This is a genomic window from Streptomyces sp. NPDC054863, from assembly GCF_053610825.1.
Genome location: NZ_JBSGZD010000003.1, coordinates 65,231 through 77,389 on the forward strand (window position 1 = coordinate 65,231; position 12,159 = coordinate 77,389).

The 12,159-nt window shown below is 71.1% G+C and carries 12 protein-coding genes and 1 pseudogene; 6 read left to right on the plus strand and 7 right to left on the minus strand.

What is annotated here, in order from left to right:
• Window positions 1–93: 93 nt before the first annotated feature.
• Window positions 94–801 (plus strand): TetR/AcrR family transcriptional regulator, encoded by a 708-nt coding sequence (locus ACWGIG_RS01400; protein WP_453319411.1) that lies wholly within the window; start codon window positions 94–96, stop codon window positions 799–801.
• Here the strand turns inward: ACWGIG_RS01400 and ACWGIG_RS01405 are convergent.
• Together ACWGIG_RS01405 and ACWGIG_RS01410 are read right to left on the minus strand one after the other, a co-directional pair.
• The gene (locus tag ACWGIG_RS01405) at window positions 750–1,526 is read right to left on the minus strand and encodes a response regulator transcription factor (RefSeq protein ID WP_453319412.1); all 777 of its coding nucleotides are present in this window, start codon (window positions 1,524–1,526) and stop codon (window positions 750–752) included. The genes ACWGIG_RS01400 and ACWGIG_RS01405 overlap by 52 nt on opposite strands.
• Window positions 1,523–2,641, minus strand: a complete 1,119-nt coding sequence (locus ACWGIG_RS01410) for a sensor histidine kinase (RefSeq protein WP_453319413.1) — start codon at window positions 2,639–2,641, stop codon at window positions 1,523–1,525. Before ACWGIG_RS01410 ends, ACWGIG_RS01405 begins: the two co-directional genes overlap by 4 nt.
• A 587-nt stretch (window positions 2,642–3,228) precedes the next feature.
• On the opposite strand from ACWGIG_RS01410, the gene ACWGIG_RS01415 reads away from it, so the two are divergent.
• Window positions 3,229–5,439, plus strand: a complete 2,211-nt coding sequence (locus tag ACWGIG_RS01415) for an MMPL family transporter (RefSeq protein WP_453319414.1) — start codon at window positions 3,229–3,231, stop codon at window positions 5,437–5,439.
• 443 nt (window positions 5,440–5,882) lie between these two features.
• Window positions 5,883–6,236, plus strand: coding sequence for a hypothetical protein (locus ACWGIG_RS01420; RefSeq protein WP_453319415.1), 354 nt, complete (start codon window positions 5,883–5,885; stop codon window positions 6,234–6,236).
• Between the two features lie 390 nt (window positions 6,237–6,626).
• Here the strand turns inward: ACWGIG_RS01420 and ACWGIG_RS01425 are convergent, their stop codons facing one another.
• Both ACWGIG_RS01425 and ACWGIG_RS01430 read right to left on the minus strand, forming a co-directional pair.
• A complete protein-coding gene (locus tag ACWGIG_RS01425) occupies window positions 6,627–7,733 on the minus strand; it encodes a helix-turn-helix domain-containing protein (RefSeq protein WP_453319416.1) in 1,107 nt (368 codons plus the stop codon).
• Window positions 7,734–7,786: 53 nt separating this feature from the next.
• Window positions 7,787–8,029 carry a hypothetical protein gene (locus tag ACWGIG_RS01430; protein ID WP_453319417.1) on the minus strand — a complete coding sequence of 81 codons (243 nt, stop codon included), beginning with the start codon at window positions 8,027–8,029 and terminating at the stop codon, window positions 7,787–7,789.
• A gap of 651 nt (window positions 8,030–8,680) precedes the next feature.
• Between ACWGIG_RS01430 and ACWGIG_RS01435 the strand changes: the two are divergent.
• The 3 genes and pseudogenes from ACWGIG_RS01435 to ACWGIG_RS01445 form a co-directional block, all read left to right on the plus strand.
• A pseudogene (locus ACWGIG_RS01435) lies at window positions 8,681–8,993 on the plus strand (transposase); the annotation flags it as partial.
• A gap of 682 nt (window positions 8,994–9,675) precedes the next feature.
• A complete protein-coding gene (locus ACWGIG_RS01440) occupies window positions 9,676–10,122 on the plus strand; it encodes a TIGR03618 family F420-dependent PPOX class oxidoreductase (RefSeq protein ID WP_453319418.1) in 447 nt (148 codons plus the stop codon).
• Window positions 10,123–10,375: 253 nt separating this feature from the next.
• Entirely contained in the window at window positions 10,376–10,912 is a 537-nt protein-coding gene (locus ACWGIG_RS01445) for a hypothetical protein (protein ID WP_453319419.1), read from the plus strand.
• Between the two features lie 348 nt (window positions 10,913–11,260).
• Here ACWGIG_RS01445 and ACWGIG_RS01450 read toward each other — a convergent pair whose 3' ends face one another.
• The 3 genes from ACWGIG_RS01450 to ACWGIG_RS01460 all read right to left on the minus strand — a co-directional run bounded on the left by ACWGIG_RS01450 (window position 11,261) and on the right by ACWGIG_RS01460 (window position 12,154).
• Complete coding sequence (locus ACWGIG_RS01450) at window positions 11,261–11,488, minus strand: hypothetical protein (protein WP_453319420.1); 228 nt, start codon at window positions 11,486–11,488, stop codon at window positions 11,261–11,263.
• A gap of 109 nt (window positions 11,489–11,597) precedes the next feature.
• Window positions 11,598–11,789 (minus strand): hypothetical protein, encoded by a 192-nt coding sequence (locus ACWGIG_RS01455; RefSeq protein WP_453319421.1) that lies wholly within the window; start codon window positions 11,787–11,789, stop codon window positions 11,598–11,600.
• 65 nt (window positions 11,790–11,854) lie between these two features.
• On the minus strand, window positions 11,855–12,154 hold the full coding sequence (locus tag ACWGIG_RS01460; protein ID WP_453319422.1) for a hypothetical protein: 300 nt from the start codon (window positions 12,152–12,154) through the stop codon (window positions 11,855–11,857).
• Window positions 12,155–12,159 lie beyond the last annotated feature (5 nt).

Consider the following 12,159-nt stretch of genomic DNA (forward strand, 5'->3'; position numbering starts at 1 on the left):
CGCCCGGGGCGAGACAGGACTGCCGCTCACTATTGTACTGTGGTATACGTATTTCGATGGTGGGGGCCAGTACAAGCAAGGAAGCGGCAACCTGTGTCCGAGAATCCGCAGCAGCCCATGGGCCGCCGAGAACGCAGTAAACAACGTGTCAGGGAGAACATCTACGCGTCGGCCCTGGCCCTCTTCGCGGAACAGGGCTACGACAGCACCACCGTCGATCAGATCAGCGAACGTGCCGATGTGGCCAGGGGCACCTTCTTCAACTACTTCCCCCGGAAAGAGGATCTCGTCACCGCCTGGGCGGCCGAGCGGCAGCGGAAGCTCCAGGAGCGCATGGAGAAGACCATGCGGGACGCCCCGGACGACGTCACCGTCCACCTGGAGCTCTGTATGGCGGCCCTCGCCGACTTCAACGAGGCGGAGCGGGACGTGACCCCCGCCATGCTGACCGCCTGGGTCAAGGCGGGACGCCCGCTGATGGAGGAGCCGTACGCGGGCCGGATCTTCGCCGACATCATCGCCGCAGGGCAGCGCAGCGGGCAGATCGCTCCCGGCATCGACCCCCTCCGGGTCGGGAACGTGGTGCGTGACTCCTACCTGGGCATCCTCTACCGCTGGTCCCAGAACCCCGAGGGCCAGGCGCCGCTGCGCATGGAACTGCGCGAACTCCTGCGGGTGATCCTCACCGGCGTCCTCTCCTACGCCCAGCGGGGCTGGACCTCCCCCTCCACCTCTCCCGCCGCCTGCCCTCAGGACCCCGAACCGGCTGCCGGACGTGCGGTGACCAGGCCCGATTCGTAGGCCGCGATGACCGCCTGGGCGCGGTCGCGGACGGCGAGCTTGTCGAAGATGCTGGTGATGTAGTTCTTGACCGTGGACAGGCTGATGTCCAGGGCGGCCGAGATCCCGGCGTTGTCGAGGCCGGTGGCCATCAGACGCCACACCTCGACCTCGCGGGGGGTGAGTTCACCGCTGGAGCCGGCCGGCCCCGCGGGGGCCGGGGCCGCGTCGCGGGGTGTCCGTACGTAGGTGGAGATCAGCCGGGTGAGCAGGCGCGGCGCGACGACGGCCTCGCCGGTGTGGACGGTGCGGATCGCCGCGCTCAGTTCCTCCGGGGAGCTGTCCTTGGGCAGGAACCCGTAGGCCCCGGCGCGCAGGGCGCCCACGACGTACTCGTCGAGGTCGAAGGTGCTGAGGGCCAGGACCCGGCAGTCGGGCAGGGTGGCGGCGAGTTCCCTGGTCGCGCCGACCCCGTCGAGGACGGGCATCCGGATGTCCATCACCACGACGTCGGGGCGCAGTTCGCGCGCGAGGGCGACGGCCTGCGCGCCGTCCCCGGCCTCGCCCACCACTTCCAGGGACGGATCGGGGGAGAGGATCAGCGACAGGCCGCGCCGGACCAGCGGCTGGTCGTCCACGATCAGCACCCTGATCCTCGGTCCCTGCCCGTGCCCGTGCCCGTGCCCCTGCCCCTGCCCCTGTGCCTCTGCCGGAGTCGGCTGCGTGGCTTCGTCGGTCCCTGTCATCGTTGTGCCCCTTCGTGCTGTACGGCCGCCTCGGCCGTCTCGTCGGTGTTCAGCGGCAGGTCGGCCAGTACGGCGAATCCGCCGTCGGGCTGCGGGCCGACGGTGAGGGTGCCGCCGTGCAGGGCGACGCGCTCGCGCATGCCGATGAGGCCGTATCCGCCCGAGCCCACCGCCTGCGCCCCCTCCTGCGGCGGCAGGCCTCCGCCGTCGTCCCGCACCTCGATGGTGACTCCGTCCTGACGGTATGTCAGTTGTACGGTCGCGTGTGCGTCGCCCGCGTACTTACGGGTGTTGGTGAGCGCCTCCTGGGCGATCCTGAACACCGTGAGGCCCACCGTCGGCGGCAGCGGACGCTGCGTCCCGCGGACGCTGAACACGGTCGGCAGTCCGGCAAGGCGGGACTCGGTCACCAGCCGGTCGAGGTCGTCGACGCCGGGCTGGGGGAGCGCGGGCGAGTCCTCCGGTTCGTCGCCCGCCCGCAGTACGTCCAGGAGCTGGCGCATCTCGCGCAGTGCGAGCCGCCCGGAGGACTCCAGGGTGACCAGGGCGTCCCGGACCACTTCCGGCTGGGCGAGGTTGGCCCGGGCGCCCCCGGCCATCAGCTGCATGGTGGTGATGTGGTGGGCCACGATGTCGTGCAACTCCCGTGCGATACGGCGGCGTTCGTCGGCCACCGCGCGGTCGGCGAGGAGCCTGCGGTTGGCCGCCACCTCCCGCTGCCAGCGGTTCACCGCCAGGGCGGCGCCGACGACGATCAGGGCGGTGAGGGGCGGGTAGACGGCCTCCTGCCAGGGCGGAATCCGGCCCTGGACCTGGCTCTGGCTCAGCAGTGTCAGCGTCATCGTCGCGGCGGTGGCGACCGCCGTCACCCGGCCCGAGCAGGCCCTGGTGACCGAGTACAGGGCGACCATCAGGACCGCGCCGAAGTGGCTGGGCAGCGGCACGGTCAGGGCCGCCGTCACGTCGAGGACAAGGACGGCGGCGAGCACGGCCACCGGGTGGCGGCGCCGGGCGAGCAGCGGCACGGCGGCCAGCGCGACGAGGAGGAACCCGGCGACGCTCACGTCGTGCCGGCCGGCGGGGTCGTTGAAGAACACGTAACTGAGCAGGTTCATCGCACACGCCCCGCCGGTCACGAGCGCGTCGTTGCGCGTCCAGGGCGGCTCGACACCGTCGGCTCGCCACGACCCCCGGGCCTTGCCGGAGCCCGTGCGCCACCACCCCCGGCCCTCGCCGGGCTCCGTGTGCCGCGGTTTCCCGTTACCGCCGCCGGTACTGCCGGGCTCCGTGTGCCGCGGTTTCCCGTTACCGCCGCCGGTACTGCCGGGCTCCGTGTGCTGCGGTTTCCCGGTACCGCCGCCGGTACCGCCGGGTCCGGTGCGTCGGCTCCTGGGCATGTCTGGTTCTCCCTGTGTCCGGGTGTCCGGCTTCGTGGTCCGCCCTCTTGGCCTGCCGGCGTCCCGGCCCCGGAACAGGGTTGCACAGCAGGCGCGGTGACAGCACGGGCGGCGGCCTTCCGCACGTTCCTGACCTGGGCCGGGACCAGGACCCTGGTCCTGGTCGGGGGCCGGGGAGGGACCCAGGGCCCCGGTCCGGATCATCCCCTGCCACGACGTCCGGCGGCCCTCCCGGTGATGGTCTGGAGACCGGCCGGAAACCTCCGGCAGACGACCGCGTGCAAGACCGTCCGCCGGAGGACACAGTGATCCGCGCCCTGACCGGTTACTCCACCAGACACCCGTGGAAAATCATCGCCCTCTGGGCGGTGCTGGGTGTCGTGTTCAGCGCTCTGGCCCCGACCCTGCTCGGTCGCGTCACCCAGAACCGGACCGAGGACTTCCTGCCCCGCAGCTACGACTCGGCCGCCGCGCTGCAGATCGCCCAGGAGCAGTTCGGGGAGAACCCCGACGCCCTCACGGTGACGGTCCTGGTCGCCCGGTCCGACGGCAGGGCCCTCGGCGCCGCCGACCGCAAGCGGATCGCGGCCGAGGCGGCGAAGCTGGGCCAGCGCCGGGTGACCATGCCCAGGGAGGACGACATGCCGCGGTTCCTGGTCCCGGACCGCTCCCAGACGCCCAGGATCGCCCCGTCGATGACGGCGCCCGACCGGAGCTTCGCACTGCTCACCGTCCAACTGGCCGGGATTCCTTCGGACAAGGGGGTCCAGGGCGTCTACCGGACCTTCAGGGACGACGCGCGGACGCAGTTCGCCGAGGCGGGGATGCGCACCGGTTTCACCGGAGACCTCGCCGACAGGGTCGACACCACCGACGCGCACGAGACCGCCGCGAAGGTCGGCTCCACCCTCGTCATGGTGTTCATCATCCTGCTCAACGTGCTGGCCTTCCGCAGCGCGCTTGCGGCCCTGCTGCCGCTGATCGCGGTCGCCCTGATCGGCGCCGTGGCGGCGGGAGCCGTCGCGAGCGCCGCGATGCTCACCGGGCGCAAGCTGGACGCGAGCACCCCGGAGCTGATCAACGTCGTCCTGCTCGGCATCGGCATCGACTACCTGCTGTTCCTGCTGTTCCGCTTCCGCGAGCAACTGCGCAACCGGCCCGAGCAGTCCGCCCGCGAGGCGGCCGAACAGGTCTCGGGTCGGGTGGGCACCGCGATCACCTCGGCGGCGCTGACCATCGTGGCCGCGTTCGCCACGCTGGGACTCGCGACCTTCGGACAGTTCCGCTCGCTGGGTCCCGCGATCGCCGTCGCGGTCCTGGTGATGCTGCTCGGCAGCCTCACCCTGCTGCCCGCGCTGCTCGCCGCCGCAGGGCGCAAGATGTTCTGGCCCTCCAAAACCCTTCTCCACAAGCCCGGCGCAGGCCGTGCCGCCCGTTTCGGCGACCTGATCGCACGACGGCCGCTGATGATGCTGACGGCCGCCGTCGCCCTGCTCGCCGCGCTGGCAGCCGGAATGACCGGCATCCGGATGGACTACGGCCGGGGCGACTCCGGCGACCGGACCGCCGCCGCGGCCACCGCCGCCGAGATCTCCCGCACGCTGCCGGCCGGGGTGTCGGACCCGACGAGCGTCTTCGCCACCGCCAAGGACGGCGGCACCCTCGACGCCGCCGCATTCGACGGGCTCTCCCGTGCGCTCGCCCAGGTCGACGGGGTGGGCAAGGTCGCCCGTACGGTACTGAACGAGGACCGCAGGGCCGCCCGTATCGACCTCTACCCGACCGCCGACCCGCAGAGCCAGCAGGCCCGCGACCTGGCCTCGGGACCGATCCGCGACACGGTCGCCCGGCACACACCCGCCGGGACGACGGCACACGTGGGAGGGACGGCGGCGATCTTCGCCGACGTCTCCGTCGCCGTCGACCACGACCTGAGGATCGTGTTCCCGGTCGCGGCGCTGCTGATCGCGCTGATCCTGCTGCTGCTCCTGCGCAGCCTGCTCGCCCCCCTGGTCCTGATGCTCTCCGTCGGGCTCGGCTTCGCCGCCACCCTCGGCGCCGCCACGCTGCTGTTCCAGCACACCCTCGGCAAGCCGGGCGTCAACTTCACCCTCCCCCTGCTGCTGTTCCTGTTCGTCGTGGCCCTGGGCACCGACTACAACATCCTGATCGCCGACCGGATCCGGGAGGAGATGCAACGGCCCGGATCGGCCCGCGCGGCAGTGGCCCGCGCGGTGCGGCACACGACCCCGTCCATCGCGACGGCCGGACTGGTGCTGGCGGGCTCCTTCGCCACGCTCGCCGCGAACCCGGGAAGCCAGCAGGACGCCTTCGCGCTGACGCTCGGCATCCTGCTCTCCGCGCTCGTACTCTCCCTGGTCCTGGTCCCCGCCCTCGCCGCACTCCTCGGCCGGGCCATCTGGTGGCCGTTCTGCCCGAGGCCCGCCACGAGGGGCCATGCGCAGCACCGTGCGACGGCACCTGCCCCGGAGCCCGAGAAGGTCACTGCGTACTGAGACGGAGGCAGCAACTCCCCTTGCCTGCCATGGCCCGATGGACATCTCCCGGCTTCCCGCAGACGCACGGCAGCGACGCCGCGCCGAGATACGCGAGTTCCTGCGCTCGCGACGGGCGCGGCTCTCGCCGCAGGACCTGGGCATGCCGGTCCGCGGCGGGCGGCGGACGCCGGGGCTGCTTGAAGGGAGCCGTCGAAGAAGCCCGTAGGCCGAGCCGGCCCGGACACGGGTAGAGCTGTCCCTTCGGACAACTCCTCATGCCGGTCGCCACTCAACTTTGACCGGGGACCGTCTACCGGGGCGGCAGTACCGCCCCTAGGTTCTTGGCCCAGCACACACCGCGGGTGCCGAGCGACCGTCGGCACCCCGTCAACTCGCACCACGGGCCAACGCGAGGTGTCCACCAGGGGACCCGGCCCGTGACCGGGAAGGAAACCGACCCGATGACCATTCGTAAGCGCCTCGCCCTCTCCGTGACCGCCGTGGCAGTGGGCTCCGGCCTGGCCTTCGCCCCGCTGGCCTCGGCGGCCCCGCAGGCCGCCGCCAGCTGCGCCTACCCGTACGTCTGCTTCTACAAGGGCTCCACGAAGACGGGCCAGTTCAAGGACGTCACCAGCGGCTGGCAGAACCTCGGTGCCAGCAAGGGCGCCACCTCGATGGTGAACACCCGCCGTGACGACATCGTGTACACGCACTTCACCAACGGCCAGACGTGGTGTACCCCGCCCAACAACACCACCACGTTCGGCTCCTGGGTGGTCGACAAGATCCGCATCAGCTCCGCTTCCAGCTGCTGACCCGCGCCGCGACAGCGACGGCCCGCGCTCACCCGAAGAAGAGTCCCGGAAGAAGAGTCCCCGAAGAGAAGTCCCGGAAGAAGAGTCCCGTTCGTGAAGCTCCGGGCGGGACTCTTCCGGCCAGGTGATCGACGGCCGGCTGCCCCGGCCCGCCCACCTCGTCGACCGGCACGGGAACCTGCGCGCCGAGGGTGGTGGTGACAGACCCAGGCCCGACCGGCACTGCCGCCCGCCCAGGACCTGGTCGACGATCGTCGCGGCCCGAACTCCGGGAGGACTCACCACCCGGCTGGCCCCAGGCCAAGGACGCGCCCCGGGAACACCCCATGCGCAGCAACGGCCGCCCCGTCCCCCGGCAGTACGGCATCGAGGCCGGACGTTCCGACGACCTCACGCCCCGCCCCTGACAGCGGCGCCGGAGGGGTGCACCGGCTTCCGGCCCGGCCCGGCCCAGGCGGCCGACGGCGGCAGAACGGAGGCGAGCCGGTCCCGGGGCGGAGGCGTACTGCCCAGCCTGACCAGGGCAGCCGCCATCCTGTTCATCTGATCCGCACCGAGAAAGCCGACCTCGTTGCGCAGGTATCGGTGCAAGGTCGAGATTCCTATGCCTGTGTGTCGTGCCAGGAGCGGGACGAACTGGCCACCGTAGAACCGGTTCAACGCCTGCAGATCGGTCCTGAGGAGATACCGATCCACGTGCACGGCCCGCTGCCTCGGCCAGGCGGGCCTGGGCAGTTCGGGCCAGCCGCGCGGGCCGTCGTCCTCGCCGGTCGATGCAGCCTCCCCCGAGGCATCCGAAGGCTTTCCTGACATGAGAGCGCGCAGACGCACCTGCTCGCGTGCCGCGTCGAGCCGCCGGCGAGGGCTGGTGCAGGTGCGTTCCAGCAGCTCCAGCCACTCGACCCGCTCCGCGAAACTCGAAACCCGACAGGCGTCGAGAAAGGCCAGCAACCCCCGCACCGTCACGGGCTGGAATCCGTGGGCCATGGCAGCGAGCGTGGAGTGCGCGTAGTCGCACTGCCGAGCCATCGCCCGGAACGACAACGCCCGGTAGGCCCGCAGCCCCGACAGCCAGAACGGCAGCGCCCGAGGGCCCGTGGCACCCGAGGGCGGCGTCAGCCGAGCGGTCTTGTCCCAGCGCCGCCAGGTCCCCCGCCATGCGGGCCGGATGCGGTCCTCGTGGACCATGCGCCGAGTGGGAGACCCCGCCGACGCCGGACGCTCCCCGCGCAGCGCGGCCTCCCGACGGACCAACCACGCGATGGCATCGGCATCGCCACAGGCGGTGACGAACGCCTTGAGCGTCTTCTCGCTGGGTACGTTGACCCCGCTCTGCGCACTGGACAAGGTTCCGGTCGCCAGCCCGGAAATCTGTGACAGAGCACTGAGGGTGAGTCCGGCACGCTCCCGCAGTCCACGCAAGTCCGCTGCTAGCTCCACACAGGGCAGATCCGGCTCGTTCGGCAGTTCGTTGTTAGGCCGTGCCAAGTTGGTCACGCTCCTCTCGACGGAGTAGGGGTGCCGGGCGCCCCGGCACCCCCCTACCTGTTTCAGGACAACCGCAGCCGCAACTCGGCCGCCACGACACCGCTGGCGGCCACCGTCGCCACAGCGATGTGCGGAGTGCAGCCGAGCATGACCAGCCAGCCCACCCCTGCGAGCACCAGGGCCAACACCCCCGCAGCCGCAGGCGGCACAAGCGCGCCCGGAGCAGCGACGACCGCGTCACCGCGAGCGGAGCAGGGCCGGAGGGCCTGGTGGTACGAGAGAGCCTGCGGCAGGGCGAAGGACATGAGTTCTCGATTCTTCCTGTGGAGCCGGATGCCGCAGAGAGCCGCGGCACCGACCCGAGTGACCCGGACAAGGTGTACTGACAAGGTCCAGTTGACGCTGGATGCCCTGCCACGAACATCTTTACCGGCGCGACCAGGACGAGACAGCCTCTCGAACGAAAACTGAAGATCGGGCGCTGTCATTCTTCAATAATCGGAGCGGGAGGGCAGTTTTGAAGAATTGGTTCTCTCCATGAATCCACTGCTCAGGCACTGTTTCTCGGTGTCGGTGTGCGACGGCCGGTTGCGTAGTTACGCTGCCTCAGGCGATCGTCTCAGTAGCGTCGGTGGAGTGTGAACAATCCATGGCGTTTCAGGGCCTCTTGCGTCTCGACCCGGACCAGGACCCCTCAGCAGGGGAGTTGTTGACGCGACGCCACTGCAGCCGGGCGGCAGGGCCCCTCTGCTGCCCGGCGCCGCCCAAGGGCGTCTCCTTCGGATCATCTGTCGTTGACTGGCACCCAGTGGGTGCGCATTGAGCTGCTGCGCCGGATCGGACTTCTCGGCGGGGTGGACGATGGCGTGATCACCGGTTGGTGATCGACGCGATCGCGTTCAAGTACCGCACCAGGACGTTGAGGGGTCACGGCCGGTGAGCCGGACCACCAAGCCCTCGGGCGCTCCCGCGGCGGGCTGACCACGAAGATCCCCCGCCGCGGACAGCCGCAGTACGCCGCTCGCCTTCGTGCTCACACCCGGCCAGGCCAGTGACGCGCCCGCGTTCACCCAGGTCATGGGCCGGCTTCGGGTGCCCCGGCCTCTCAGTCGGCCCAGAACCCCACAGGGGGCAGTTCTGGTCGACAAGGCCTACTCGTCCCGCGTGATCCGGACTCACCTGTGCCGACGTGGAATCCGGGCAGTGATCCCGCAGCCCGCTGACCAGGACGCCCACCGCAAACGCCGGGGCAGCCGCAGCGAACGGCCACCCGCCTCGTCTGGGACACCGCATGCGCCACGATTCGGTTCGAGTTCAACGGACGGCTGGCCCTCCCGACCTCACTCTCCAGATCCGCCGAAACACGCTGCGGCCAACGGGCAGAACACCGCGCTGCAGCGTCGACGTTGAGGTCGACGGAGAGGATCCCCGCAGCATGCCGCAGCCCACGGACACCGCCGACCACAACGCCCCGCGCGGTCTCCTCCTGGACTTCGCCGGGGTACTGGCCGGTGACCCGCGCCCCGTGCACCGCGCCTGGTGCGAGTCCTAGGGGCTTCCCGCGGAAGCCTGGCGGGCGACCCTCAACGACCATCCCGATGGTCAACGGCTGTACACAGCCCTGGAGATCGGCCAGATCGGCCAGATCGGCCAGATCGGCCAGATCGGCCAAATCGGTCAGGCCGAGTGGAACGAGGGAACCGCCGTCCTGCTCGACACGCACGTCGCCCCGGAGAACCTGATGGGACGCGCCTGGGCGAAGGTGCCGTCGGCCCGCCGGATGGCGGCGCTCGCCCGTGCCGCGAAGGGCGCGGGGTACCGGCTCGCGCTCCTCTCGAACCCCGGGTGCGCACCGGACGCCCCTTCCGGCCTCCACGCCCCTGCTGGCCTGCGCCGACGGGGCAGGCTCCCCCCGAGCCGTCCCGCAGGTCCCGGTTGGTAGCCTCCCCTGATGACTGTCACCTTCGACGAAGCCGTCCGTGCCCGCCTGAAAGCCGCTCACATCTGGTACGTCGGCACCGTGTTCGCCGACGGAGCGCCGCAGGTCAGCCCGATGTGGGTGGATCTGGAGGGCGAGGGGGAGCTGACCTTCAACACCTCGGTGGGCCGGGTCAAGGAGCAGAATCTGCGCCGCGACCCCCGCGTCTACCTCTCGCACGCGGACGCCGTCGACCCCTTCGACCGCGTGCAGATCAGCGGTGAGGTGGTCCGCTTCATCGAGGGCGAGGAGGCGCACGACCGGATGGACCGGCTGGCCCGCAAGTACCTGGGCAGCGAGCGGTTCGAGTGGATCATGCCGGGGGAGCAGCGGGTGGCGGTGGTCGTACGCCCGGTCAAGGTGCGGCACATCGTCGGCGTGGAGCGCTTCAGGCCCGGCGGCCCCGTTCCCGCTCCCTGACGGGTCCTCTTCGGCCGGTGGCCCAGTCCCCGACGGCGCTGGAGCGGCTGGGCGGACCCGGCGACGTCGCCGGGGTCCTCGCCTGCATCGTCAGCCCGTCAGTGCTTGCCCTGTGGATCGGGACGCACGGGATGACCTGGGCCTTCTCGGTCCTGCCTGCGCTTCACAGGGATTCGCCGGACCCCGGCCTCGTGGGCGGTCTACGGTACGAATGCACCGCATTACCCACAGTGGTCGCCCGAGGAGGAATCCTGTGCCATCGTCCTGTGACCCCCAGTACGCTCCCGCCGGCGACGTGGGCGCGGCGCTCATGCTGATCGACTCCCGGCTCAAGGGCATCCACGACGGCAGGACCGGGACCGACCCCGAACAGCAGGCGCTGACCGACCAGTTCCTCGCGTCCTTGGGGCCCGAGGGGGCCGAGGACGTGCTGGACGGCGCGTGCACCCTCATCTACATGTTCATGACGTGGCTGCGCAGGGTCCACGAGGACCAGGACAAGGACGTCATCGAGTACGTGGTCCCCAGTCTCGTGGCCGCGCTGCGCATGATGCCCAAGAGCGTCGGCCCCGAGGCCGTCCCCACCATGGCCGGTCTGGTCGTCGCCGCGGGCACCGGACTGAGCCCCGGTCTCTGGCGCACGCAGTACGGACCGTGGACCGAGGACGAGATGAAGCCCCTGGAAGCCACCGTCTTCCTGCTCGCGGAGCACATCAACCGCATCACCGACGACCCCGACTTCGCCACCCGCATCATCACCGAGGCGCTGTCCCGGCTGGGCGAGGACTGAGCCTGCCGCACGGCCGGTCAGGTCGGTCCCGGCCCCGCCCCTCGTGTGGCGGGGCCGGGACCGACGTCTTCACCGGCGCTTCCGGCAGAAGGCTCCTGGCTGAACTCAACGGGAGGCGTCCGTCGCGGACCGCCGGGGCTTTCGCGTCCTGCACCACACCTACCTCCGGCCCGTCGGCACCCCACGGCGGGCGGCGGACCTGCTCGGCCTGCCCAGGGCGACGCGACGTACCGCAGACACCTCGTGGCCGGGACGGAGCGGCTGAGGGAGCGGCTGACGGGGCGGCTGACGGAGCGCTGACGGAGCGCCGACGGGGCGGCTGACGCGGCGGGAACGGCCGGTCTGTTCCTATCTTCCCCAGTGCACCAGCGCCGCCGCGATGAGGACGGCCCCCGCGGTGAGGAGCGCCGTGGCGGCCCACAGCGCTGCGGCGCACGGCGGGCCGGGTTCGGGCGTACGCGGGGGCAGGGGGCGTTGCCCGCAGAGGCAGGTGGCGGGCGAACCGGGCGGTGTGTGTTCGAGCCAGTAGGCGCCGAGCGGTTCGGGAGGGGTATGGGAGGGGGGCGCTTGCTTCACGGGGGCTGCTTGCTTCACGGGGGCTCCAGAGCGGGGCGTACGCGGAGGGAACCGTCGCGGTCCGCTTGCCCTGCATCGCACTCTTCACACACTGCGCCCGACGGGCGCATCAGCGATCCGGCGGCGGGTCCCCGCAAACGAGGGCGTCGGCAAGGGCGGTGCGGAGCGCGAACAGGTCGGTCAGATCGGCGTGCTGGACGAAGGTCTCGATCAGGGTGTCGAGACGCGGCAGGTCGTCGGCCGCGACCGCGTCGACGATTGCTGCGATCTGGGCCCGGGTGTCACTGGAGAAACGTTTCACCGCCTGACCCTGCCCGGATCGCGGTGCTTCTCACCGGACGGGGCGATCGGCTTCCCGCACGTCACTCACGGGCTGTGGTCCGGGGCGGCGGTGCCCGGCTGCCAGTTCGAGGTGCGGACCCGAGTGCCCACCCGCATGCCCACCCACGTACCCGTCTGTGAGCGGAGGGGCTCCTGGTGCGTGCCGCCGGGGAAGCCGTTCCCGGGCCGGGGGCGGGGCCGGGGCAGCTGACGGCCCTGCTCCTTCCAGCTGTGGACGAGGGCGTCGTAGATCGGGGTACCGGCGTCCGCGGGGTGGCCCGGCCGTGGGACGCGGGCCCTGGCGGGGGCCGGAGAAGGGGAGGGAAACGTTTCTTCAGGCTGCATGACCA